Origin of the sequence: Nonomuraea sp. NPDC050790 (genome assembly GCF_044456745.1) — a bacterium.
Classification (GTDB): Bacteria; Actinomycetota; Actinomycetes; order Streptosporangiales; family Streptosporangiaceae; genus Nonomuraea.
The window spans coordinates 648244-670940 of record NZ_JBITGF010000004.1; the positions used below are offsets into that span (position 1 = coordinate 648244).

Annotated in this window: 22 protein-coding genes and 1 pseudogene; 4 read left to right on the forward strand and 19 right to left on the reverse strand. The window is 72.2% G+C overall.

What is annotated here, in order from left to right:
- The first annotated feature begins 175 nt into the window (after positions 1-175).
- Entirely contained in the window at positions 176-1396 is a 1221-nt protein-coding gene (locus ACIBEJ_RS23335) for a serine hydrolase domain-containing protein (protein WP_397184889.1), read from the forward strand.
- Here ACIBEJ_RS23335 and pcaC read toward each other — a convergent pair.
- From pcaC to ACIBEJ_RS23370, 7 genes are read right to left on the reverse strand one after another with little or no spacing between them, the layout of a single operon-like run.
- Entirely contained in the window at positions 1385-2461 is a 1077-nt protein-coding gene (pcaC, locus tag ACIBEJ_RS23340) for a 4-carboxymuconolactone decarboxylase (RefSeq protein WP_397184890.1), read from the reverse strand. The two genes, ACIBEJ_RS23335 and pcaC, sit on opposite strands and share 12 nt — an antisense overlap.
- The gene (locus tag ACIBEJ_RS23345) at positions 2458-3537 is read right to left on the reverse strand and encodes a lyase family protein (RefSeq protein ID WP_397184891.1); all 1080 of its coding nucleotides are present in this window, start codon (positions 3535-3537) and stop codon (positions 2458-2460) included. Before ACIBEJ_RS23345 ends, pcaC begins: the two co-directional genes overlap by 4 nt.
- On the reverse strand, positions 3524-4048 hold the full coding sequence (locus ACIBEJ_RS23350; RefSeq protein ID WP_397184892.1) for a protocatechuate 3,4-dioxygenase subunit alpha: 525 nt from the start codon (positions 4046-4048) through the stop codon (positions 3524-3526). The genes ACIBEJ_RS23345 and ACIBEJ_RS23350 overlap by 14 nt, the downstream gene beginning before the upstream one ends.
- Positions 4045-4776 carry a protocatechuate 3,4-dioxygenase subunit beta gene (pcaH, locus tag ACIBEJ_RS23355; RefSeq protein WP_397184893.1) on the reverse strand — a complete coding sequence of 244 codons (732 nt, stop codon included), beginning with the start codon at positions 4774-4776 and terminating at the stop codon, positions 4045-4047. Before pcaH ends, ACIBEJ_RS23350 begins: the two co-directional genes overlap by 4 nt.
- Positions 4777-4781: 5 nt before the next feature.
- Positions 4782-5927, reverse strand: coding sequence for a thiolase family protein (locus ACIBEJ_RS23360; protein ID WP_397184894.1), 1146 nt, complete (start codon positions 5925-5927; stop codon positions 4782-4784).
- Entirely contained in the window at positions 5924-6550 is a 627-nt protein-coding gene (locus ACIBEJ_RS23365; protein WP_397184895.1) for a CoA transferase subunit B, read from the reverse strand. The genes ACIBEJ_RS23360 and ACIBEJ_RS23365 overlap by 4 nt, the downstream gene beginning before the upstream one ends.
- Positions 6547-7293, reverse strand: a complete 747-nt coding sequence (locus ACIBEJ_RS23370; RefSeq protein WP_397184896.1) for a CoA transferase subunit A — start codon at positions 7291-7293, stop codon at positions 6547-6549. Before ACIBEJ_RS23370 ends, ACIBEJ_RS23365 begins: the two co-directional genes overlap by 4 nt.
- A 94-nt stretch (positions 7294-7387) precedes the next feature.
- Between ACIBEJ_RS23370 and ACIBEJ_RS23375 the strand changes: the two genes are divergently transcribed.
- On the forward strand, positions 7388-8833 hold the full coding sequence (locus tag ACIBEJ_RS23375; protein ID WP_397184897.1) for an IclR family transcriptional regulator C-terminal domain-containing protein: 1446 nt from the start codon (positions 7388-7390) through the stop codon (positions 8831-8833).
- Positions 8834-8840: 7 nt separating this feature from the next.
- Here the strand turns inward: ACIBEJ_RS23375 and ACIBEJ_RS23380 are convergent, their stop codons facing one another.
- The 11 genes and pseudogenes from ACIBEJ_RS23380 to ACIBEJ_RS23430 all read right to left on the reverse strand — a co-directional run.
- Complete coding sequence (locus tag ACIBEJ_RS23380) at positions 8841-9695, reverse strand: universal stress protein (RefSeq protein ID WP_397184898.1); 855 nt, start codon at positions 9693-9695, stop codon at positions 8841-8843.
- 341 nt (positions 9696-10036) lie between these two features.
- A complete protein-coding gene (locus ACIBEJ_RS23385; protein ID WP_397184899.1) occupies positions 10037-11068 on the reverse strand; it encodes an ABC transporter ATP-binding protein in 1032 nt (343 codons plus the stop codon).
- A gap of 58 nt (positions 11069-11126) precedes the next feature.
- On the reverse strand, positions 11127-11930 hold the full coding sequence (locus tag ACIBEJ_RS23390; RefSeq protein ID WP_397184900.1) for an ABC transporter permease: 804 nt from the start codon (positions 11928-11930) through the stop codon (positions 11127-11129).
- Positions 11931-11935: 5 nt separating this feature from the next.
- The gene (gene modA, locus ACIBEJ_RS23395) at positions 11936-12718 is read right to left on the reverse strand and encodes a molybdate ABC transporter substrate-binding protein (protein WP_397184901.1); all 783 of its coding nucleotides are present in this window, start codon (positions 12716-12718) and stop codon (positions 11936-11938) included.
- Entirely contained in the window at positions 12715-13125 is a 411-nt protein-coding gene (locus ACIBEJ_RS23400) for a molybdopterin-binding protein (protein WP_397184902.1), read from the reverse strand. The genes modA and ACIBEJ_RS23400 overlap by 4 nt, the downstream gene beginning before the upstream one ends.
- Before the next feature lie 98 nt (positions 13126-13223).
- Complete coding sequence (locus ACIBEJ_RS23405; protein ID WP_397184903.1) at positions 13224-14189, reverse strand: hypothetical protein; 966 nt, start codon at positions 14187-14189, stop codon at positions 13224-13226.
- Between the two features lie 93 nt (positions 14190-14282).
- Positions 14283-15515: an alpha-L-fucosidase gene (locus ACIBEJ_RS23410; RefSeq protein WP_397184904.1), complete on the reverse strand. Its 1233-nt coding sequence runs from the start codon at positions 15513-15515 to the stop codon at positions 14283-14285.
- Between the two features lie 6 nt (positions 15516-15521).
- Entirely contained in the window at positions 15522-16379 is an 858-nt protein-coding gene (locus ACIBEJ_RS23415; protein ID WP_397185283.1) for a carbohydrate ABC transporter permease, read from the reverse strand.
- Positions 16376-17317: a carbohydrate ABC transporter permease gene (locus ACIBEJ_RS23420; protein WP_397184905.1), complete on the reverse strand. Its 942-nt coding sequence runs from the start codon at positions 17315-17317 to the stop codon at positions 16376-16378. Before ACIBEJ_RS23420 ends, ACIBEJ_RS23415 begins: the two co-directional genes overlap by 4 nt.
- On the reverse strand, positions 17314-17595 hold the full coding sequence (locus ACIBEJ_RS23425) for a hypothetical protein (RefSeq protein WP_397184906.1): 282 nt from the start codon (positions 17593-17595) through the stop codon (positions 17314-17316). Before ACIBEJ_RS23425 ends, ACIBEJ_RS23420 begins: the two co-directional genes overlap by 4 nt.
- Positions 17596-17747: 152 nt before the next feature.
- Positions 17748-18644 (reverse strand): annotated as a pseudogene (locus tag ACIBEJ_RS23430) (ABC transporter substrate-binding protein); the annotation flags it as partial.
- Positions 18645-18791: 147 nt separating this feature from the next.
- Here ACIBEJ_RS23430 and ACIBEJ_RS23435 point away from each other — a divergent pair.
- Both ACIBEJ_RS23435 and ACIBEJ_RS23440 read left to right on the forward strand, forming a co-directional pair.
- A complete protein-coding gene (locus ACIBEJ_RS23435; RefSeq protein WP_397184907.1) occupies positions 18792-19793 on the forward strand; it encodes a hydroxyacid dehydrogenase in 1002 nt (333 codons plus the stop codon).
- 58 nt (positions 19794-19851) lie between these two features.
- On the forward strand, positions 19852-20982 hold the full coding sequence (locus tag ACIBEJ_RS23440) for a serine hydrolase domain-containing protein (RefSeq protein WP_397184908.1): 1131 nt from the start codon (positions 19852-19854) through the stop codon (positions 20980-20982).
- Between the two features lie 52 nt (positions 20983-21034).
- Here ACIBEJ_RS23440 and ACIBEJ_RS23445 read toward each other — a convergent pair.
- On the reverse strand, positions 21035-22697 hold a 1663-nt coding region (locus ACIBEJ_RS23445; RefSeq protein WP_397184909.1), incomplete at its 5' end, for a glycosyl hydrolase family 18 protein.

Genomic DNA, 22697 nt, shown 5'->3' on the forward strand with positions numbered 1-22697 from the left:
GCCCGGCCCTGTGCCGCTAGGGACCGAAGGAACTTCTGGGGTGTCTACCCGATCTTCGGTGGGTTGTCGATCCGTCTGAAGAAGGAGGCGGGGTTCGGCTCTGGGCCCGAAGCGGGATGATCTTAGAGCTGGAAGGGTCGGAGGTGTCCCGAGTACTTCCGTGAAAGGGCTCATCATGCTCGCGAGGAAGCTGTTGACCGCAGTCGTGGCCGGGTCGGCGATCCTGGCCGCCGCGACCGTCACCACCACCCCCGCCTCCGCCACCCCCGCCACCGGCCAGGACCTCGACCGGCGCGCGCTGCGGGAGACGCTGGCGGAGGTCCCCAAGGGCGGGGTGTACGGGATCTACTCCGCCGTCCAGCACCGGCGCCAGAGCTGGCGCGGCGCGGCCGGTCAGGCCGACGTGAGCACCGGGCGGCCGACGCGGCCGGACATGCGGCACCGCGTGGGCAGCATCACCAAGACCTTCACCGCCACCGCCGTGATGCGCCTGGTCGAGCGGGGCAGGATCGGGCTCGACACGCCGGTGGAGACCTATCTGCCGGGCCTGCTGCCCGACGCCCGCGTCACCGTGCGCATGCTGCTCAACCACACCAGCCACATCGGCGACTACGACGAGGCGCTGATCACCAAGCCGGAGGACCTGGACGCGTTGCGCGTGCGCCAGTTCACCAAGCGGGAGCTGATCACGCTCGGGCTCGGCGTCGGCAAGACCGGCGAGCCCGGCCAGGTGCCCGGCGTGTACTCCAACACGAACTACATCGTCCTCGCGCTGCTGATCACCAAGGTCACCGGCGAGGAGGCCGAGGAGCACATCACCCGGTCCGTGATCCGTGCCGCGGGGCTGGAAGACACGTCCTTCCCGCGCACGCCGTACCTGCCGCGCCCGCACGCCCGGGCCTACACGTCGGCGTTCGGGTACTACGACCCGCCGCGTGACTACACCGTGTTCAACATGTCGTGGGCCTCGACCGCCGGGGGGATCGTGTCCACGATGTCCGACCTCAACCGGTTCTATCGGGCGCTGCTCGGCGGCAAGCTGGTCAGCCCGTCCTCGCTGGCGCAGATGAAGCAGACCGTGCCGGTGCTGCCGGGCGAGGGGGCGCCGGCGGCGACCGACTACGGGCTGGGCATCTTCACGCTCGACCTGCCCTGCGGCGGCAAGGCGTGGGGCCACGACGGCGGCGTGATCGGCATGGCCACCAACTCGCTGACCACCGAGAACCTCGACCGGCAGGTCTCGACCGGCGTCAACCTCACCTGGCACCCGCCGGCGGAGCCGGGCGAGGCCGCGCACGTGCGGCACATCCTCACCGCCCTGTGCGGCGCCGCCCAGCCCGCCGCCAGGTCCGCGTTCACCCTGCCGAACCTGGACGCGCTGCCCTCACGCTCCTGACTCCTCCTCCAGCACGCGCTGGACGACGGCGAAGGCCGCGTTGGCCGCCGGGACCCCGCAGTAGACCGCGCTCTGCAGCAGCACCTCGCCGATCTCCTCGGGCGACAGGCCGTTGCGGAGCGCGGCGCGGGCGTGCAGGGCCAGCTCCTCCAGGTGGCCCCTGGCGACGAGCGCGGTCAGCGTGACGCAGCTTCTGGTACGCCGGTCGAGCCCGGGACGCGTCCAGATCTCACCCCAGGCGTACCGGGTGATGAAGTCCTGGAAGTCGCGGGTGAAGGCGGTGGTGCGCGCGTTGGCCCGGTCCACGTGCGCGTCGCCGAGGACCTCGCGCCGCACCCGCATGCCGTCGGCCGCGGGCAGATGGGCGAGCAGCGCGGCGGTGACCTGCTCGGGACGGTCGGCGGTGGCGAGGTGGGCGGCCCCGGAGATCTCCACCAGGCTCGCCCCGGGAATGCCGTCGGCCAGCAGCCGGGCGTGCGCGGGCGGCGTCGCCGGGTCCTCGCGACCGGCGACGACGAGCGTGGGCGCCGCGATCGCGCCGAGCGAGCCACGCAGGTCGTACGCGGCCAGCGCCGAGCAGCACGCGGCGTACGTCTCGGCGTCGAAGACGGCCAGGTCCTCCAGCAGCCCGCGGGCCAGCGGCGTGTCCGCTCCGGCGGCGAACCAGCGCCGGGCGGCGGCGTCGAGCAGCGGGCCGGTGCCGTGGGCGCGCACCAGCCGGGCCCGCTCGTGCCAGCCCTCCGGCTCGCCGAAGCGGGCCGACGAGCAGATCATGGCCAGCGACCGCACCCGCCCCGGGTGCGCCAGCGCGAGCTGGGCCCCGATCGCGCCGCCGAGCGAGACGCCCGCGTGGTGGAACGCGCCGATCCCCAGCGTGTCCGCCAGCCCGATGACCGCCTCGGCCATCTTGTCCACGGAGTCGAGCGCGGGCAGCTCGTAGCGGACGACCAGGAAGCGGCGCGCGAGCGCGGGCACCTGGGGCTCCCACAGCCGTGCCGTGGTGCCGACGGACGGGCCCAGCAGGAGCGGCTCGCCGCCGGCCGGTCCGTCGATCCGGTGCCTCATGGCGTCTCCTCCAGCGCTCGGGTGACCAGGTCGGCCGCGGCGCCGGTGGAGCCGGGGACGGACAGGTTGCCGCGCATCCGGCCGGGGTGTACGCGCAGGTCCGACACCAGCTCGGCGGCGTCCCTGGCGGCTCCGGCTCCCAGGCGCAGCGCCTCGCGCAGCGGTTGCCACTCGGCGTGCCAGGCGCCGGGCGGCCGTTCGTCCTCGGCGGCGAGCGAGCCGTACAGGATGGCGGCCAGCGCGGGGAGCTGCCGCGCGGCGGCGGCGATCATGACGGCGCGGACGGGGTTGTGCTTGTGCGGCATCGACGACGAGCCGCCGCCGGCGCCCTCCGACAGCTCGCCGATCTCGCCGCGGGACAGGACGAGCACGTCCGCGGCGAGCTTGCCGAGTGCCCCGCAGGTGAACGCCAGCGCGCCCGCCAGGTCGGCGACCGGGGCGCGCAGGACGTGCCAGGGCAGGAGCGGCACGGCGAGCCCGAGCTCGCGGGCGAAGGCGGCGCACAGCGCGGGGTCGAGCGTGCCCGCGGGCCCGCCGAGTTGGGCGGGCGGGTCGAGCGCCGCCAGCCGGCGGCGCGCGCCGATCGCGAGCTCGCGCCATCCGACGGCCTTCAGCCCGAACGTGGTGGGCACGGCCTGCTGGGTGAGCGTGCGCGCGGCCATCGGGGTGTCGCGGTGCGCGCGGGCCAGCCGGGTCAGCCCGGCGATCACGATGTCGAGGTCGGCGAGGATCTGGCCGAGCACGCGCCGGGCGACGAGCATGAGCGCGGTGTCCAGGATGTCCTGGCTGGTGGCGCCCGCGTGAACCCACCGCGCGTGCTCACCCGCCGCGCCGCGCAGCCGTTCCACCAGCGGGATGACCGGATTGCCGCCGGAACGCGCCAGCTCGGCCAGCTCGGCCACGCCCACGTCCAGCTCGGCGCACGCCCGCTCGACCGCCGCGACCGCCTCGGCCGGGGCCTGGATCCTGGCCAGCGCGACCTCGGCCTCCAGCATCGCCCGCAGCACCGCCCGGTCGCCGGTGGCCTCGCCCGCCCCCCGCATGGGCGACAGCAACCCCAGATCAGCCGAACTCAAGGAAGACCGTCTCCTTCTCGCCCTGCAACCACAGGTCCCAGCGGTACACACCCTCTCGTTCCGGTACGGCCAGCAGCGTCCCGCCCCGCTCCACGGACTCGAGGAACGGCTCGGGCCGCAGGTAGATCCGCGTGAACAGGTGATGCAGCAGCCCGCGCGCGAACACGCACACGCTGATGTACCCGTTGCCGGGCGTGACGGTACGCAGCATCCAGTGCCCGTCGGCGTCGGTCGAGACGCGGCCGAACCCGGTGAAGTCCGCGCCGTGCCGCCCGACGACCGCCCCGGTGACCGGATCGCGCCGCAGGCTGCCAGGAGCCCCGCGCAGTGAGCCGGCCGAGTCGGCCTGCCAGAACTCCAGCAGCGCGTCCGGCACCGGCTCGCCCGCGCCGTCGAAAACCTGGCCGCGCAAGGTGATCCCGTCGCCGGCCAGGTCGCCGCCGCCGGGGAACGGCAGGGCGTAGCCGTAGAAGGGACCGACGGTCTGGGAGGGGGTGGGCGGCAGGGTCATGACTCCGTCCAGGTGGCGGCGGGGCCGTCGAGCACGATGTCCCAGCGGTAGCCGAGCGACCACTCCGGCTGCGACAGCTCGTGGTCGTAGGCGGCGACCAGGCGCTGCCTGGCGGCGGCGTCGGTCACCGAGCGCAGGACCGGGTCGTAGGGGAAGAGGGGGTCGCCGGGGAAGTACATCTGCGTCACCAGCCGCTGGGTGAAGGCTTCACCGAAGACGGAGAAGTGGATGTGCGCCGGTCGCCAGGCGTTGCGGTGGTTGCGCCAGGGGTAGGCGCCCGGCCTGATCGTGGTGAACCGGTAGGAGCCGTCCTCGCCGGTCAGGCAGCGGCCGACGCCGGAGAAGTTCGGGTCGTGCGGCGCGGGGTGGTCGTCGCGCCGGTGGGGGTAGCGGCCCGAGGCGTTGGCCTGCCAGATCTCGACGAGCTGGCCGCGGACCGGACGGCCCCGCCGGTCGGTGACCCGGCCCTCGACGGTGATCCGCTCGCCCAGCGGCTCGCCCGAGTGCTGCCTGGTCAGGTCGGCGTCCAGGGTGGTGACGTCGGTGACGCCGAAGACCGGGCCGTGCAGTTCTGCGGCGTCCGGGTCCTTGACGGGGACCAGGGGCTGCTTGGGGTGGCGCAGCACACTGCTGCGGTAGGGGGCGAAGTCGCGCCTCGGGTGGCCGGACGGCACGGGCGGCCGCGGCCATTCGGCGATCTCGCGGTCGATGTCGGCCTGCGTGAGCATGCGGGTCACCTTTCCAGCACGACGGCCAGGCCCTGGCCGACGCCGATGCAGAGGGAGGCCAGGCCGGTGCCCGATCCGGCGTCCGCGAGCTGGTGGGCCAGGCCGGCGGTGATGCGGGCGCCGGACATGCCCAGGGGGTGCCCGAGGGCGATCGCGCCGCCGCGCGGGTTGACGATGCCCGGATCGAGCTCGGGCAGCTCGGCCAGGCAGCCGAGGACCTGGGCGGCGAAGGCCTCGTTCAGCTCGGCGACGGCCAGGTCGCCGAAGCTCTTCCCGGCCTTGGCCATGGCCCTGCGGCTCGCCTCGACGGGGCCGAGCCCGAAGTAGGCGGGTTCGAGGGCGCTGACGCCGGTGGCGACGATTCTGGCCAGGGGTTCTCGGCCGCCGAGCCCGTCCTCGTCGGTGAGCAGGAGGGCGGCGGCGCCGTCGTTGAGGGGGGAGGAGTTGCCCGCGGTGACCGTCCCGCCGGCGCGGAAGGCGGGTTTGAGCTTGGCCAGCGCCTCCAGCGAGGAGTCCCGGCGAATACCCTCATCAGCCGAAAAATCCCCGACCGGCACAACTTCTCGGGAAAAATCGGCTTTCGCGGCCTTTTGGTGGCTGCTCAGCGCGAACTCATCCTGGGTCTCCCTGGCCAGGCCGTACCGGTCGGCGATCAGCTCCGCGCCCTCGCCCAGCGGCACCGTGTGCTCGGCCGGCATCCTCGGGTTGACCAGCCGCCACCCGAGCGTGGTCGACACCAGCTCCGCCCCCGTCGCAGGGAAGGCGCGCGACGGCTTGGGCAGCACCCAGGGCGCGCGCGTCATCGACTCCACGCCGCCCGCGATGATCGCCGAGGCGTCGCCCGTCGCGATGGCCCGGTAGCCCTGGATGACCGCCTCCATGCCCGAACCGCACAGCCGGTTGACGGTCGCGCCCGGCGTGCTCACCGGCAGCCCCGCCAGCAGCACTGCCATGCGGGCGACGTTGCGGTTGTCCTCGCCCGCGCCGTTGGCGTTGCCCAGCAGCACCTCGTCCACGTGCTCGCGCCCGGTGCGCTCGGCCAGCGCCCTGACCACGTGCGCCGCCAGGTCGTCGGGACGGGTCTCGGCCAGCGCCCCGCCGTACCGGCCGATGGGGGTGCGCACGGCGTCGGCGATGTAGACGGCTCTCATCCGATCACTGCTCCTGTACGGCCGCGCAGTTCGTCCACGCTCACGCCGGGCGCGGTCTCGACCAGCGCGAAGCCCTCGGGGGTGACGTCCAGGACGCCCAGGTCGGTGATCACCCGATGCACGCAGGCGCGCCCGGTGAGCGGCAGCGTGCACTCGCGCACCAGCTTGGGGCTGCCGTCCTTGGCGGTGTGCTCGGTGACGACGAGCACCCGCCGCGCGCCGTGCACCAGGTCCATGGCTCCACCCATGCCCTTGACCAGGCGTCCGGGAACCATCCAGTTGGCCAGGTCGCCGCCCGCGGAGACCTGCATCGCGCCGAGCACCGCCACGTCGATGTGCCCGCCGCGGATCATGCCGAACGACAGCGCCGAGTCGAAGAACGCCGCTCCCGGCACGACGGTGACGGTCTCCTTGCCCGCGTTGATCAGATCGGGGTCCACCTCGTCCTCGGCCGGGTAGGGGCCGACGCCGAGCACGCCGTTCTCCGAGTGCAGCGTGACCCGGACGCCCGGCGGCAGGAAGGACGGGATGCGGGTCGGCAGCCCGATCCCGAGGTTGACGTAGTCGCCGTCGCGCAGTTCCGCCGCCGCCCTGGCGCACATCTCGTCGCGGCTCCAGCTCATGCGCGCACCGTGCGATGCTCGACGCCCTTGTCCGCGGCCTGCTCCGGCGTCAGCGGCAGCACCCGCTGCACGAACACGCCCGGCAGGTGCACCTCGTCGGGGTCGAGGTCGGTCAGCTCCTCGACCTCGGCGATCGTGATCCGCCCCGCCATCGCGGCGAGGGGGTTGAAGTTGCGCGCCGCCTTGCGGAAGGACAGGTTCCCGTGCCGGTCGCCGCGCGCCGCCCGGACCAGCGCGAAGTCGGTGGTGATCGCGTGTTCGAGCACGTACGGCAGGCCGTCGAACTCCCGCACCTCCTTCGGCGGCGCGTTCACCGCGACCGAGCCGTCGCGATGGTGGCGCAGGGGCAGTCCGGTCTCGGTGATCGGGGTGCCGACCCCGGCGGGCGTGTAGAAGGCGGGGATGCCGCAGCCGCCGGCGCGCAGCCGTTCCGCCAGGCTGCCCTGCGGGGTCAGCTCGACCTCGACCTCGCCCGCCAAGTAGCGCCGGCCGAACTCCTTGTTCTCCCCGATGTAGGAGGCGGTGACGCGGGCGATGCGCCCGGCCGCCAGCAGCAGCCCGAGCCCGCCGCCGTCGGTGCCGCAGTTGTTGGAGACCACGCCGATGCCGGTGACGCCGCTGTCCAGCAGCGCCTCGATCAGCACGGAGGGGATGCCGCTCAGGCCGAAGCCGCCGACCGCGAAGGAGGCGCCGTCGTGCACACCTCGCAGTGCCTCCGCGGCGGAGCCGACCACTTTGTCCATTGCCGCTCCAAGCGTTCGCAGAGTGAACTAAAGTTCACTATGAGCCGGTTTCGAGTATGGTGACTGACCCGCCGGGCTGTCAAAGGAGGGGCTCATGGAGCCGAGCGGAGCGCTGGAGCGCGGGCTGACGGTGCTGCGGGTGATGACCGCCGAGCCCGGACGCCGCTGGCGGGCCACCGACCTGGTGCAGGCCACCGCGCTGGCCCGCGCCACGGTCGACCGCGTCCTGGCCACGCTCGTCACCCTCGGCTACCTGCGGGCCGACGGCCGCGACGTCGTGCTCGCCCCCCGGCTGCTCGAACTCGGGGCCGCCTACCTCGCCGCGAGCGGCCTGCCCGCCACGCTCGGCCCGCACGCCGAGGCCCTGGCGGAGGACCTGGACGAGTCGGTCTCCCTCGCCGTGCCCGACGGCGGCTCCGTGCGCTTCGTCGCCCGCTACACCAGGAGGCGCACCATGACCGTCGCCCTGCGCGTCGGCGACGTGCTGCCGGCCGAGCGGTGCGCTGCCGGGTTCGTGCTGCTCGGCTCGGCCGTACCGTGGGCCGTGGACGACCAGCTCGTCGAGCCCGGCCTGGTCGCGGTCGCCATGCCGGTCCACGACCCCGACGGCGAGGCCGTCTGCGCGGTCAGCGTCATCAGCCACACCAGCCGGCACACCGCCGAGGGCCTGCGCGAACACGCCCTTCCACACCTGCGGCGGGCCGTCGCCGCCATGGAGGCCGCGCTCCGCCGGGAAGCGCCGCGCCGGCTCGTGCCCGGCGCGGACCTGTCACGCGTGCCCAAGGACGAGATGGGCGCCGCCTACCTGCAGTCGCTGGCCCGCGGCCTCGGGGTGCTCGTCGCGCTCGGCGCCGCTCCCGGCGGGCTCACGCTGGCCGAGGCGGCCCAGGTCACGGGGCTGGCACGGGCCACGGTGCGGCGGGCCGTACAGACGATGGAGCGGTTCGGCTACGTGAGCGCGCGGCGCACCCGCTTCGTGCCCCTGCCGCGCGTCCTCGAACTGGGGTACGCGCGCCTGTCGGCGCTGACCCTCGCCGAGGTCGTCCAGCCGCACCTGGCGGCGCTCGCCGCACGCGTGGGCGAGTCCGCGTCCGTCGCCGTGCTGTCCGGGGACGACGTGGTCTATGTCGCCCGCGTGCCGACGGCCAGCATCATGAGCGTGGACATCACGCTCGGCACCCGCTTCCCCGCGCACGCCACCTCCATGGGCCGCGTGCTCCTGGCCGCCGAGCCCGCGCGGCGCCTGGCCGCGCTGGAACTCAAGCCGCTGACCCGCCGCACCGTCACCGACCCCGCCCTTCTGGCCGCCGCGGTACGGCAGGCGGCCAAGGACGGCTACGCCCTGGTCGACCAGGAACTCGAGGACGGCGTCCGCTCGATCGCGGTGCCGTTGCACGACGGCGACGGCAACGTGGTCGCCGCCGTCAACGTCGCCACCCACGCCAGCCGGGCCAGCGCCGAGACCCTGGTGGAGCGCATCCTGCCCGAACTCGCCGCGGCCGCCGCCCACATGACCGCCGACCTCGCCCACCTGCCCTGAAGGGCTCCTAGCGCGTCTCCGGCACGTTGCGGACCACCGCGAGCGGGCATTTGGCGTAGTGCAGCATCGCCTGGCTCACCGAACCCAGGATCAGCCCGGACAGCGCGCCCTGCCCGTGCGTGCCCACGACCAGCAGGTCGGCGCCCTCCGAGGCGTTCTTGAGCGCGTGGGCGGGGTGGTCGTGCACGACCTCCCACAGGACCCGCACGTCCGGGTGGAGGTCGCGATACCCCGCCACCGCCTCCTTCAGCAGCCGCAGCTCGTCGTCCTCCTCCGAGGCCGACGCCAGGACGCCGTCGAGGTCGAGCCGGTTCCAGGCGTGCACCGCCCGCAGCTCGAGACCGTGCCGGTCGGCGTGCTCGAAGGCGTAGGCGAGCACGCGCTGGCTGGCCTCGGTGCCGTCCACGCCCACGACCACCTCGCCGCGCGGGGGAGTGGCCGCCGACGGCTCCCTGATGATGACGACGTCGCACGCGGCGTGCCCGGTGACCCCGAAGGCGACCGATCCGAGCAGCAGCCCGCGGAAGCCGCCCATGCCGTGGCTGCCCATCACGAGCAGGTCGGCGTCCTTCGACAGTTCCAGCAGCGCCGCGCGCGCGTCACCGGGTACGGCCCGCCGCTCGACGGCCAGCCCCGGCGCCTCCTGCTCGGCCCGCTCCGCGGCGGCGGCCAGCACGGTGGCGGCGCCGTCCCGCATCCACTGCGCCACCCCGGCGTAACGGTCGTTCGGGCCCGAGTCGTGGGCCCAGGCCGGCATCGCGTGCACGACCATGAGCGGCAGCTTGCGCAGCGCCGCTTCCCTGGCCGCCCAGCCGACCGCCTCCAGCCCTGCCCGCGAACCATCCACACCGACAACGATCACGACAGATCACCCCGCCTTCCCAACTCTTCCTACACCATCGTTTTCCCGCCCCGCCGCCAGGGTGCCCCCGCAGATCACCCCGTCCGCCTGCCACGTCCTGACGGGCACCTCCGCAGCCCGCCTCCAGTGTCCGCGCCCCTTCCACAGGCCCAGCACCCACCCGGGTTCTCGCCCGCTTGCCACGTCCTGACGGGCACCTCCGCAGGCCGCCTCCGGTTTCCGCGCCCCTTCCACGGTCCAGCACCCACCCGGTTCCCGCGTCCCCTTTCCCCGGGGCCAAGCACCCACCAGCGTCCTCGTCCGGTGGGCGTCTCCGTGGGCTTTTCTGTGCGGAGGGAGGGTCAGGCCGGGTAGGCGTGGGTCTCGGTGGCCTTGACCGAGGCCCAGATGAGCTGGCCCGGGGTCAGGTCGAGTTCGGCCACCGCCGCCGGGGTGATGTCGGCGAACGCCGAGACGGGCCCGCCGAGGTGCACGCGGACGTTGTCGCCGTGCCGTTCGATGCCGTCGATGCGGGCCTGCCACAGGTTGCGCGGGCTGCCGTCCGGCCGGGAGCGGTACAGGGCCACGGCGGCGGGCGGAAAGGCCACGAACGCCGGCCCGTCGAGCCGCTCGGTCGTGTGCAGCAGCAGCTCACCCACCTTGACCCCGCCCCCGGCCGCCACCCCCCGGTACAGGTTGAGCCCGACCAGCCTGGCCACGTAGTCGGTCCGGGGACGCCGCGCGATCTCCGCCGGTACGCCCTGCTGGACCACGCTCCCACCCTCGACGACGATCAGCCGGTCGGCCAGCACCATCGCGTCGAGCGGATCATGGGTGACCAGGACGGTGGCGCCGTCGAAGTCGTCGAGGTGGCGGCGCAGCTGCGACCGGATCTCCAGCCGGGTGTGCGCGTCGAGCGCGGCCAGCGGCTCGTCGAGTAGCAGCAGCTCAGGCCGCACGGCCAGCGCCCGCGCCAGCGCCACCCGCTGCGCCTGCCCGCCGGACAACTGCCGCGGCCGGTCGCCCGCCCGCTCGGCCAGCCCGACCCGTTCCAGCAACTCGGCGGCGGTACGGCGGGCCTCCGCCTTGCCCACCCCCCGGCAGCGCGGCCCGAACGCCACGTTCTCCAGCGCCGACAGGTGCGGGAACAGCAGATAGTCCTGAAAGACCATGCCGATCGGCCGGCTCTCGGCGGGCAGGGCGTCCAGATCTCGGCCACGCAGACTGATCCGGCCACCGGACATGCCGGTGAGCCCGGCCAGAGCGCGCAACGCGGTGGTCTTGCCCGCCCCGTTGGGCCCGAGCAGCGCCACCACCTCCCCGGCGGCGACGTCGAGCGAGATGTCGAGCGTGAACGCGGACCGCACGACCCGCAACCGCGCGTCAAGGCTCATGGGCGCCTCACCCACCGGGCATCAAGGCTTGGGCCGGCCACCCACCGGGCACGAAGGCTCATGGGCTGGTCACCCACCGGTCGCGCAGGCTGGCCAGGATGATCACCGAGACCGCGAGCAGCACCAGGCTGAGCACGATCGCCGCCTCCGGCTCGGTCTCCAGCGCCAGGTAGACCGCCAAGGGCATGGTCCGGGTGGTGCCGGGGAAGTTCCCGGCGAAGGTGATGGTCGCCCCGAACTCGCCCAGCGCCCGCGCCCAGCACAGCACCGCCCCCGCCACCACCCCCGGCATGATCATCGGCAGCGTGACCCGCCGGAACACGGTCCAGCGTGAGGCGCCCAGCGTGGCCGCCGCCTCCTCGAAGCGCCGGTCGGCCCCGCGCAGCGCCCCCTCCACGCTGATCACCAGGAACGGCATCGCCACGAACGCCTCCGCGAGGATCACACCCGCCGTGGTGAACGGCAGCGTGATCCCGAACGCCGACTCCAGCCACTGCCCGACCACCCCCCGCCGCCCCAGCACCAGCAGCAGCGCGACGCCGCCGACCACCGGCGGCAGCACCAGCGGCACGGTCACCAGCGCCCGCACCAGCCGCCGCCCCGGAAACGTCACCCGGGCCAGCAGCCAGGCCAGCGGCACGCCGAGCACCAGGCAGATGAGCGTGGCCGCGGAGGCGCTCACGACCGACAGCCGCAGCGCCTCCAGCACGTGCGGCTCGGCCAGCCTCGGGCCCAGCGTGGACCAGGGGGCCCGGATCAGCAGCCCGGCCAGGGGCAGCACCAGGAACACCAGGCCCACGACGGCGGGCAGGACCAGCATCCACGGCAGCCGCCCCGCCCGTTCCCGTGCGGAAGTGCTCATCGGACTCAGGGAGCCTCGAACCCGGCCTTGGTCAGCACGTCCTTGCCCTGCTGCGACAGCACCAGGTCCACGAACCGCTTGGCCAGGTCACCGGCGGGCGCCTTGGTCAGGGTGGCGATCGGGTAGTCGTTGATCGCCTGGTCGGCCTCGGGGAAGGAGATCCCGGTCACCTTGCCCTGGGCGGCGAGCACGTCGGTGGCGTAGACCAGCGCCGCGTCCACCTCGCCGAGTTCGACCTTGGTCAGCGTGGCCTTGACGTCCTGCTCCAGCGTGACCGGGGTGACCTTGACCCCGGCCGCGGCCAGCGCCTTGACCGCCGCCGCCCCGCACGGCACCTGCTCGGCGCACAGGGCGACCTTGACCTTGGGGTCGGACAGGTCCTTGAGCTCGTCCACCTTGGCCGGGTTGGCGGCCGGGACGGCGATCCGCAGCTTGTTGCGCACGAACGTGGCGGGCGCTCCGGCCAGCGACGCGTCGGTGACGGTCTTCATCGTGGCCGGGCTCGCGGCGGCGAACACGTCCGCGGGGGCGCCCTGGACGATCTGCTGCGCCAGCGTCGCGCTGGAGCCGAAGTTGAACGTCACCTTCGTGCCCGGGTTCGCGGCCTCGAAGGTCTTGCCGAGTTCGGTGAACGTCCCCGTCAGCGAGGCCGCCGCGAACACCGTCACATCCTTGGCCCCGCCCGAGGGGGAAGCGGAGGAGGCGGCGGGTTCCCCGCTGCCGCACCCGGTCAACGCCGCCAGCAGGAGCAGCCCGGCAGCCCACGACCCCTTCGCCGGGCCCCTCACGCCGCACCCGCCACGCGCTCGTGAGCGGGGATCTCGACGACGACGTTGGTGGACTTGATCACGGCGACCGCCACCACCCCCACCTCCAGGCCGAGTTCGTCGGCCGCCTGGCGGCTCATCAGCGACACCACACGGAACGGCCCCGCCGCGATCTCCACCTGCGCCATCACCGAGTCCCGGAGCACCTCGGTCACGATGCCGCGCATGCGGTTGCGCGCCGAGGACCGGCCGCCCTCGACCTCCTCGACCTGGGCCCGCGCGAACGCGGCCAGTTCGGCGCCGTCCACCCGCCGGTGGCCGTGCTCGTCACGCCCGGCCCCGAGGCGGCCCGCGTCCACCCACCGCCGGACGGTGTCCGCGCTGACTCCGAGCAGCGCGGCGGCTTCACTGATACGAAACGTCGTCACAAACCCCTAGGTTACCCTTCGCAGATTCAAGCCTGTACAGGGACGGGTGCCCGCATCGGCAGACCGATATGCGGGCAGCCCCTGGCATTCGCGGATCGTCAGTCGACCGGGGAGAGGAGGTCGTCGTGCAGCCTGCCGAGCACCTCGTCGAGAGCGGCGGCCAGGAAGGAGGCGGCGACCTGGCGGTTGAGGTCGGCGCTCTGGTCGACGAGCTTGCCCGCCACCTGCCCCGACATCTTTTCGGCGATCTTCCTGGGGAAGACGTTCCACTCGTACACCAGGAAGGCGACGATCAGCGGGACGACGATGAAGCCGACCAGCGCGCCCGCGCCCGCGCCGAACAACTTGACCAGCAGCATCTTCAGGACCAGCGCCACCCCGATCTTCTTGAGCAGGATGATCAGGACCTTCTGGAACGCCGCGCTGGCCAGCACCGCGCCCACGGCCTTGGCCACCGCGACCTTCACCATGGGCAGCGCGAGCGCCTTGGCGAGCAGGGCGGCGACCGTGGCGCCGAGCGTGGTGTGCATGGCGTGGGTGGCGCCGGCCAGCGCCGTGTCGGCGGCCTGCTCGCCGACGGTGGTGTGGGTGGACAGGACGACCGCGTCCTTCATCTCCCGCCGCACGTGCGCGGCGAGGTCGCGGAACTCCTCCTCCAGGATGCGGTGGATGGCGGAGTTCTCCACGAGCTGGCGGCCCAGGACCGCCGCCAGCGCGGACATCGTCTCCTCCGACTGGTAGAACTCGGTGGTGGCCGCGACGACGGCGGCCTCGACGACCTCCTCGATCCGGCAGGAGATGGTCGCGCCGCCGGTGCCCTTGACGTAGTGGAAGAGCGACTTGGCGAAGTCGGGGGTGGGGGACGGGCTCACCGTCCTGGTGCGACCGCCTTCGGTGACGGTCAGCGTGAGCAGCTCCGAGGTCGTGCGCGCGTTGATCGCGGCCGACACGCGTGACTCGATGGCGGAACGGAGCTGGGGCGCGCGCTCGCCGAGTGCTTCGACGAGCGCGTCGAGGTCGATCTCCTGCCGCAGGAGGTCCGCGGTCATGGCAGATGGGCTCATGTCCCTCACTGTCGGCTCGCGCGGCGGCCGCGGGCCATGACGCCACCGCTGACAGCCCGTCAGCGGGCGCAACCGTCACGCAAGTCATGACCCTCAGGCGAGGAAGAGCTCGATCACCGGGACCGCGACCTGGGGACGCTGGACCGGCAGCCGCAGCGTCAGGGTGCCCTCCGGCTGCCCGCCCATCTTCGTGTTCTGGGCCACCTCGCCGGGCTCGGTGACGACCATCCCGATCTCCGAGGCGTCGTCGAGCAACTGCGCGTAGCGGACCTTGCCCGCGAGTCCCGGCAGGTGGACGTGGCGCAGCGGCCAGCCGAACAGGTGCAGGTAGAGGCGGTCGCCGTTCTGGGTGTAGCGGCAGTCGGCCGGCGGGGTGAACGCGGAGGGCCCGCAGCCGCGGATCGAGCGCTCGTGGCGGTCCATCCACGCGCCGATCTCGGCCAGGATGCCCAGCGCCCTCGGGTCGATCTCGCCCCGGCCGGTCGGGCCGACGTTGAGCAGCAGGTTGCCGCCCTTGGAGACGCCGTCGACCAGCATGCGGATGAGCAGGTCGGGGCTCTTGTAGTCGAGGTTGTCGCGGTCGTAGCCCCAGCTCCCGTTGAGCGTCTGGCACGCCTCCCACACCTCGGCCAGCGGCCCGGAGGGCTGGTACTGCTCGGGCGTGACGAAGTCGCCCGGCAGGCCGGTGCGGTCGTTGACGAGGATGCCCGGCTGCAGCTCGCGGACCATCTCCAGCAGTTCGGCCGAGCCCCAGTCCTCGGCGCCCTTGCCGCCCCACCAGTCCTTCCTGCCGGCGTAGGAGAAGTCGAAGAACAGGTAGTCGACCTTCCCGTAGCGGGTGAGCAGCTCGCGGACCTGCCCGTGCAGGTAGCGCCGGTACTCGGCGATGTCGCCGCCGCCCACGCCGTCCACGTCGTCGCGGCGCGGGTGGGTGCCGTCGACGGGGAAGGCCGGGTGGTGCCAGTCGATCAGCGAGTGGTAGAAGCCGACCTTCAGCCCCTCGGCCCTGCAGGCCTCGACGAAGGGCCCGACCAGATCCTTCCCGTACGGCGTGCGGGTCGCCTTGTAGTCGGTCAGATCGCTGTCCCACAGGCAGAACCCGTCGTGGTGCTTGGTCGTCAGCACCACGTAGCGCATCCCGGCGGCCTTGGCGGTGCGCGCCCAGGCGGCCGGGTCGTAGCGGTCGGGGGAGAAGTGGTCGAAGTAGACCTGGTACTGCTCGTCGGTCATCTTCTCGCGGGTCTTGACCCACTCGTGCCGGGCCGGGAGCGCGTACAGGCCCCAATGGACGAACATCCCGAATCTGTCATGGGTGAACCACGTCATGAAAAATCATCCCTTGAGGGCGCCGGAGGACAGGCCATGGACGAACGAACGCTGGAAGAACAGGAACACGATCACCGAGGGCAGCAGGGCCAGCAGCGAGGCCGCCATGACCACGCCCGGCGTCACGATCGGGTCGATGCGCAGGGTGCGCAGCGCCAGCGGCAGCGTGTAGGAGGAGGAGTCCTGCGCCACGAGCAGCGGCAGCAGGTACTGGTCCCAGATCATGGTGAAGCCGAACACCCCGATGACCCCGAGCGCGGGCTTGCACATCGGCAGGATGATCTGGGCGAAGATCCGCAGCTCGCCCGCGCCGTCGATGCGCGCCGCCTCTTCCAGCTCGCGCGGCACGTCCTTCATGAACTCGGTCATGACCAGGATGGAGAACGCCCAGGCGCCGAGCGGCACGATCATGCCGGCCAGCGTCCCGATGAGGTTCACGTGGATGACCGGCACGTCGGCGAGGATGATCGACAGCGGGATGGCCAGGATCTCCTCGGGCAGCATGAGCGTGGCGAGAATGGCCACGAACACCAGCGACATGAACCGGAACCGCTTGCGCGCCAGCGCGTACGAGGCCAGGACCGAGACCGTCACCTGGAGCAGGAGCCCGAACCCCACGACGAGGAAGGAGTTGAGCAGGTACTTCAGCACGCCCTGGTCCACGGCGACGGCGAAGTTGTCCAGCGTGGGGCTGGTGGGCACCAGGCTGAGCTGGGTCGGGTCGGAGACGCGGTTGAAGGCGCTGACCAGCAGGGCCAGCAGCGGCCCCGCGAACACCACCAGCACCAGCGAGTAGATCACCAGCTTCGTCGCGCGGCCCGCGGCGGTGGTGCTCTCCTTGAGACCGAGAGCCGTCTCGCTCACCGGTTCTCCTTCCTTCTGAGCAGGTAGACGCAGACGGTCAGCACGAGCGTCGCGACGAACAGCAGCACCGCTCCCGCCGCGCCGACGCCCAGCCGGTTCTGCTCCAGGCCGAGCTTGTAGATCAGGGTCATGACCACCTCGGTGGAGCCGTTCGGCCCGCCGTTCGTCAGCAGGAACACCTCGGTGAAGACCCGCAGCCCGCGGATGGCGGCCAGCACGAACAGGATCGTGAAGACCGAGCGCAGGCCGGGCAGCGTCACGTGCAGGATCCGGCGCCACCTGGAGGCGCCGTCGACGGTGGCGGCCTCGTACAGGTCGCGGTTGACGCCCGCGAGCCCCGCCATGAAGATCATCATGTCGTACGGCGCGCCCCGCCAGATCCCCGTCATGATCACCGAGGCCATCGAGGCGTCCGGGTCGTTGATGAACCCGGACGGCCCCAGCCCCACCAGCCCGATGATCGAGTTGATCATGCCGTCGCCGGTCGGGTGGTACATGATTCGCCACAGCTCCGCGACCACCGCCATCGGCACCACGACCGGCAGGAACGCGGCGGACCGGATGAACCCGAGCTTGCGGCTCTGCCCCTCCATCAGCAGCGCCAGCGCGAACCCGAGCGCCATCGAGCCGGCCGTTTGCCCCACGGCCAGCACGAGCGTGTGCCAGGCCGCCTGGTGGAAGCCCTCGGAGGCGAGCATTGTGGCGTAGTTGGAGGCGCCGACCCACCGGTTGCCGAGGAACGGCTGGACGTCCTGGAAGGACATGACCAGCGCGCTGCCCATCGGGATGAACTTGAACAGCGCGAACAGGACGATCGCCGGAGCCAGGAACAGCCACGGGATCCACCACCGGCCGCCCCGGCCCCCGCTCCTGGGGCGGGGGACGGGGGCGCCGGCCGCCGCCGGGGCGGCGACGGGGCTCAGTTGCTCGACGCTCATGAGGCGGCGATGCCCTGTTCGGCGAGGATGGCGGCGAGCTTGGTGTCGAGCTTGGCCAGTTCGGCCTTGAGGTCGAGTCCGCAGTCGGCGACGAGCGCGTTGACGGTCTCGGCCGACGTCTGGCGGACCGGGGTCCAGTTGGGCAGCGACGGGGCGTACCTGCCGGAGGTCTGGTAGGCCTCGGCGAAGGTCTTCCAGCGCGGGTCGGGCCGCACCTGGGCGATGTCGACCGTGGTGTTGACGGGCAACTGCACGATGTACGCCGCCTCGCCCTCCATGCCGATCTTCTGGCCTTCGGCGGAGACCGCGAAGGCGGCGAAGGCGTCCTGCGCGGCCCGATTGGGCGAGCCGGCCAGAGGTAGACGGCGCCGCCCTCGGCCAGCACCTCGGCGCTCTTGGCGCCCTTGGGCATGGCGATGACCTCGTACTTGTCCTTGCCCAGGGCCTTGTCGAAGCGGGGCAGCAGGTACGGGCCCACGACGTAGAGACCGGCCCGGCCCGCCTCGAACGTCTCGTTGGCCGGCGGCGTGTCCATGGTGACCGCGCCCGGCTGGATCACCTTGTCCTTGCAGCCCAGGTCGCGGAACCACTGCATCGCGGCCGTGGACTCGGGGGTGGACATGGCCGGCCTGTACTTGCCGCCGCCCGCGTCGGCCACGAAGTCGCCGCCCGCGGCCCACAGGAAGTTGGAGAAGTACCAGGACGCGTAGCCGCGCTTGGTCGACAGCGGCGCCGCCAGCCCGTAGGTGTCGGCCTTGCCGTTGCCGTCGGGGTCCTTCTCGGTGAACGCCTTGGCCATCGCCGCCAGGTCCGCCCAGCTCTTCGGCGGCTCCAGGCCCAGCTTCTCGCGCCAGTCCTTCCGGATGAGCAGCGCGGTGGCCTGTGCCGAGTACGGCAGGCCGTACTGCTTGCCGTCGACGCCCTTGCCCGCGCCCAGGGCCCGCTCGCTGACGTCCTTGGCGCCGGCGACCTTGGCCAGGTCGATCTCGCGCAGGAGGCCCTGGCTCTGCATCGTTCCCAGCTGGGCGACGTCGTTCATGACGATGTCCGGCAGGTCCTTCTGGGCGGCACGCTGTTGCATCTTCGTCTCGAAGTCGTCGAAGATGGCCGTCACCTTGACCTTGTGGCCGGTGGCCTTCTCGAACGCCGCGGCCAGCTTGATCGTGCCCTGCTCGCCGGGGCCGCCCGGGGTCGTCCTGGTCCAGAGTTCGAGCGGGGCCGAGGCGTCCTGCTCGACGTCGCCCCCGGCCGGACCGGAGCCGCACCCGGTGAGGGCCAACGCGGCAGCGAGGAGACAACTCACCCTGTATTTGGCATGTGTCCGCATATGTGAACGGCTCCCAGTCACTTGGATAACGCTTTCCGAGAAGCTAGCGTTGCCTCATTGGCACGGTCAATGGTCCGATGACTCCCGGCCGAAATCGATGCGTAACAAGCCGCGCGGTACCACCGACCCGATGACTCTGGAGCGCTCATGGACGATCTTGATTCCCGGCCCGCAGCCCTGCTCGTCATGGAGGAACGGCGCCGCGGCGACGTCTACCCGCCCGAGGTTCTGGACGCCCTGGACGAGCTGGTCAGCTGGAGCGCTCCACCGATCACCGCCGAGCGGCTGGCCCAGGACCCCGGCGTGCTGGCGGACGTGGAGATCCTGCTGACCGGCTGGGGCCCGCCCCGGCTCGACGCGGACCTGCTGGACCACGCGCCCAGGCTGCGCGCGGTGCTGGTCGCCGCGGGCTCGGTCCGGCCGCTGACCACCCCGGAGTTCTGGGCCCGCGAGATCCCGATCGTCTCCGCCGCCTCCGCCAACGCGATCCCGGTGGCCGAGTTCGCGCTGGCCCAGATCCTGCTGGCGCTGAAGCAGGCCCACCGCATCGCCCGGGAGATCCGGGCAAGCAGGACCTATCCCGTCAACCCGCCCGTGGCCGGTGGATACCGCTCCCGCGTCGGCCTGTTCGGCCTCGGCGCGATCGGCCGCCTGGTCGCCGCCCACCTGCGCCGCTTCGACGTCGAGGTGCTGGCCTGCGACCCGGTCGCCGACCCCGCCGGGCTGGGGGTGCGGATGGTGGAGCTGCCCGAGCTGTTCGCCGCCTGCTCGGTCGTCAGCCTGCACGCGCCGCTGCTGCCCGAGACGCGGGGAGTCGTGACCGGCGACTTGGTCGGCCTCCTGGAAACCGGCGCCACCCTGATCAACACCGCCCGCGGCGCCCTGGTGGACGAGCCCTCCCTCGTGGACGTCCTGCGCCGCCGGAGCGACCTCACCGCCGTGCTCGACGTCACCTGGCCGGAGCCCCCGCCGCCGGACTCGCCGCTGTTCACGCTGCCCAACGTCGTCCTGACCGCGCACGTGGCCGGGGCCCTGGGCGGCGAGCGGGCCCGCATGGGCGAACTGGTCGTGGACGAGCTGCGCCGCCTGGTCCGCGGGGAGGCGTTGCGGCACGCCGTACCGCCGGACCGGGCTCACATCATGGCCTGAGGGTTATCTACGCTGGTAGGAGGGGCTCGGGGGGAGGCTCGTCATGAGGTGCTCACGGATGCGCGCGATGGTGGTGCTGGCGGGGCTGCTGGTCCTGCAGCCGCCGGCCGGCGCGGTGGCCGAGGTACGGGAGTTTCCCGAGTTGACCCCGGCCGTGGCCGCGCGCCTGGACTCCGTCGTACGCGAGACCATGCGTGAAGCGGGGGTGCCGGGTGTCATCGTCGGCCTGTCGGCGCCCGGCAAGGGCGCGTACGTGCGGGCCTTCGGCGTCGCCGACAAGGCGACGGGGGAGCCGATGCGGCCGGGCATGTACTCGCGCATCGGCAGCGTCACCAAGACGTTCACCGTGACCGCCGTGCTCCAGCTCGTCGACCAGGGCAAGGCCGGTCTGGACGATCCCATCGGCAAGTACGTGGCGGGCGTCCCCAACGGTGAGCGCATCACGCTGCGCCAGCTCGCCGGCATGCGCAGCGGGCTGTTCAACTACAGCGAGGACGAGGGGTTCTTCAAGGCGCTGACCACCGACCCGGCCCGGTCCTTCACGCCGCAGGAGCTGCTGGACTACTCCTTCAGGCATCCCGTGCTGTTCGAGCCCGGCGCCGAGTTCTCCTACTGCAACACCAACCTCATCCTGCTGGGCCTGGTGGTGGAGAAGCTCGGCGGGCGGCCGCTGCACGAGTTCGTCGGCGAGAACATCCTCAAGCCCGCCGGGCTGAACCGGACGATCTTCCCGACCGGGGCCGCCTTCCCGAGCCCGCACCCGCACGGCTACACCAACCAGACCGCCACGGGCGCGGTCGAGGACACCACGGACTGGAACCCCTCCTGGGGCTGGGCGGCGGGCGCGATGATCTCGGACCTGGAGGACCAGCGCAAGTGGGCGCGGATCCTCGCGACCGGCACGCTGCTGACCCCGCGCACGCAGGCCGAACGCCTGAAGACCGGGACGACGCAGATCTCCGGCACCGGGTACGGCCTCGGCGTCTTCAACGTGCACGGCTGGATCGGGCACAACGGCTCGCTGCCCGGCTACCAGGCACTGACGATCTACCTGCCCGAGTACCAGGCCACGCTGGTCATGCTGCTCAACACCGACATCTCCGACAACGGCCAGGAGCCCAGCACGGTCCTCGGCCGGGCCGTCACCGGCGTCGTCACCCCCGGCCACGTCTACGAGCTGAGCCGGTGAAACGCATCGAGGGCCGGCCCCGCGACGGGGCCGGCCCTCAACGGTCGGACTTCTAGCCGAGACCGTTCTTGAGCGCGGTGATCAGCTCACCGTTGGTGGTGTCGCCACTGAGCTCCCAGAAGAACGCGCCGCCGAGGCCCTGGTTCTTCGAGTAGGTCATCTTGCCGCCGATGGTGGCCGGCGTGTCGTAGCTCCACCAGTTGTTGCCGCAGAGGCCGTAGGCGGTGCCGGCGATCGTGGCCGTGGCCGGGCACTTGGTCTTGAGGACCTTGTAGTCGTCCACGCCCGGTGCGTCCGGATACGTGCCCTGTGCCGGGCCCGTCGCCGTGCCGCCGGGGGCGGACTGGGTGACGCCGGTCCAGCCGCGTCCGTAGAAGCCGATGCCGAGCAGCAGCTTGCTCGCCGGCACGTTCTTGCTCTTCAGCTTCTGGATGGCGTTGTCGGAGTAGAAGCCCGCGATCGGGATTCCGGTGTAGGAGGTGAGCGGCGAGTGCGGGGCCGTCGGACCCTGCGCCGCCCAGGCGCCGAAGAAGTCGTACGTCATGACGTTGTACCAGTCGACGTACTGCGAGGCGCCGCCGTAGTCGGCCGCGTCGATCTTGCCGCCGGAGGTGCCGTCGGCGGTGATGGCCGCGGTGACCAGGTTGTTCGGGCCGAACCTGGCGCGCACGGCCTGCATCACGTTCTTGAAGGACGCGAAGCCGCTGGTGTCACAGGTCAGGCCGCAGGCGTTCGGGTACTCCCAGTCGATGTCGATGCCGTCGAAGACGTCGGCCCAGCGCGGGTCCTCGACCATCTGGTAGCAGGACTCGGCGAACGCGGTGGGGTTGGCCGCGGCCTGGGTGAAGCCGCCGGACCAGGTCCAGCCGCCGATCGAGAAGAGGATCTTGATGTGCGGGTACTTCTTCTTGAGCTTGCGGAGCTGGTTGAAGTTGCCGCGCAGCGGCTGGTCCCACGTGTCGGCCACGCCGTCGACGCTCTGGTCGGCGGTGTAGGACTTCTCGTAGTCGGCGAAGGAGTCGCCGATGGAGCACCGGCCGCCGGCGGTGTTGGCGAAGGCGTAGTTGATGTGGGTCAGCTTCGCCGCCGAGCCGCTGGTGTCGATGTTCTTGACGTGGTAGTTGCGAGCGTAGACGCCCCACTGCACGAAGTAGCCCAGAACCTTGTTGCCGCCGCCGCCGGGCCCGGTGGTCGTGGTGGCGGAGACCTGGTTGCTGTTGCCCGAGCGGTTGCCCGCGGCGTCGCGCGCGCGGACCGTGTAGTTGTAGGTGGTGCTGGAGCTCAGGCCGCTGTCGGTGTGGCTGGTTCCGGTCACGGTCGTGACCAGCGAGCCGTCACGGTAGACCTCGTAGCCGGTGACGCCGACGTTGTCGGTCGAGGCGTTCCAGGCGAGCGAGACGCTGTTGGAGGTGACGCCGGTCGAGCGGAGGTTGCCCGGCACCGTCGGCGCCTGCGTGTCGCCGCCGCCGCCCGAGGTGGTCGCGGTGACCGCCGCGCTGGCGGCCGAGCGGTTGCCCGCGGCGTCGCGCGCGCGGACCGTGTAGGTGTAGCTGGTGCTGGCGGTCAGGCCGCTGTCGGTGTGCGACGTGCCGGTCACGGTGGCGACCAGCGTGGTGCCGCGGTAGACCTCGTAGCCGGTGACGCCGACGTTGTCGGTCGAGGCGTTCCAGGCGAGCGAGACGCTGTTGGAGGTGACGCCGGTCGAGCGGAGGTTG

Excerpts from the sequence above, each read along its gene's own strand:
- ACIBEJ_RS23375 (WP_397184897.1), top strand. The coding sequence starts at position 7,388 with ATGGAGCCGAGCGGAGCGCTGGAGCGCGGGCTGACGGTGCTGCGGGTG.
- pcaH (WP_397184893.1), bottom strand. The coding sequence starts at position 4,776 with ATGCTCACGCAGGCCGACATCGACCGCGAGATCGCCGAATGGCCGCGG.
- pcaC (WP_397184890.1), bottom strand. The coding sequence starts at position 2,461 with ATGAGGCACCGGATCGACGGACCGGCCGGCGGCGAGCCGCTCCTGCTG.
- ACIBEJ_RS23390 (WP_397184900.1), bottom strand. The coding sequence starts at position 11,930 with ATGAGCACTTCCGCACGGGAACGGGCGGGGCGGCTGCCGTGGATGCTG.
- ACIBEJ_RS23420 (WP_397184905.1), bottom strand. The coding sequence starts at position 17,317 with ATGAGCGTCGAGCAACTGAGCCCCGTCGCCGCCCCGGCGGCGGCCGGC.
- ACIBEJ_RS23350 (WP_397184892.1), bottom strand. The coding sequence starts at position 4,048 with ATGACCCTGCCGCCCACCCCCTCCCAGACCGTCGGTCCCTTCTACGGC.
- ACIBEJ_RS23425 (WP_397184906.1), bottom strand. The coding sequence starts at position 17,595 with ATGGAGGGCGAGGCGGCGTACATCGTGCAGTTGCCCGTCAACACCACG.
- ACIBEJ_RS23440 (WP_397184908.1), top strand. The coding sequence starts at position 19,852 with ATGCGCGCGATGGTGGTGCTGGCGGGGCTGCTGGTCCTGCAGCCGCCG.
- ACIBEJ_RS23410 (WP_397184904.1), bottom strand. The coding sequence starts at position 15,515 with ATGACGTGGTTCACCCATGACAGATTCGGGATGTTCGTCCATTGGGGC.
- ACIBEJ_RS23435 (WP_397184907.1), top strand. The coding sequence starts at position 18,792 with ATGGACGATCTTGATTCCCGGCCCGCAGCCCTGCTCGTCATGGAGGAA.
- ACIBEJ_RS23365 (WP_397184895.1), bottom strand. The coding sequence starts at position 6,550 with ATGAGCTGGAGCCGCGACGAGATGTGCGCCAGGGCGGCGGCGGAACTG.
- ACIBEJ_RS23405 (WP_397184903.1), bottom strand. The coding sequence starts at position 14,189 with ATGAGCCCATCTGCCATGACCGCGGACCTCCTGCGGCAGGAGATCGAC.
- ACIBEJ_RS23335 (WP_397184889.1), top strand. The coding sequence starts at position 176 with ATGCTCGCGAGGAAGCTGTTGACCGCAGTCGTGGCCGGGTCGGCGATC.
- ACIBEJ_RS23370 (WP_397184896.1), bottom strand. The coding sequence starts at position 7,293 with ATGGACAAAGTGGTCGGCTCCGCCGCGGAGGCACTGCGAGGTGTGCAC.
- ACIBEJ_RS23385 (WP_397184899.1), bottom strand. The coding sequence starts at position 11,068 with ATGAGCCTTGACGCGCGGTTGCGGGTCGTGCGGTCCGCGTTCACGCTC.
- ACIBEJ_RS23360 (WP_397184894.1), bottom strand. The coding sequence starts at position 5,927 with ATGAGAGCCGTCTACATCGCCGACGCCGTGCGCACCCCCATCGGCCGG.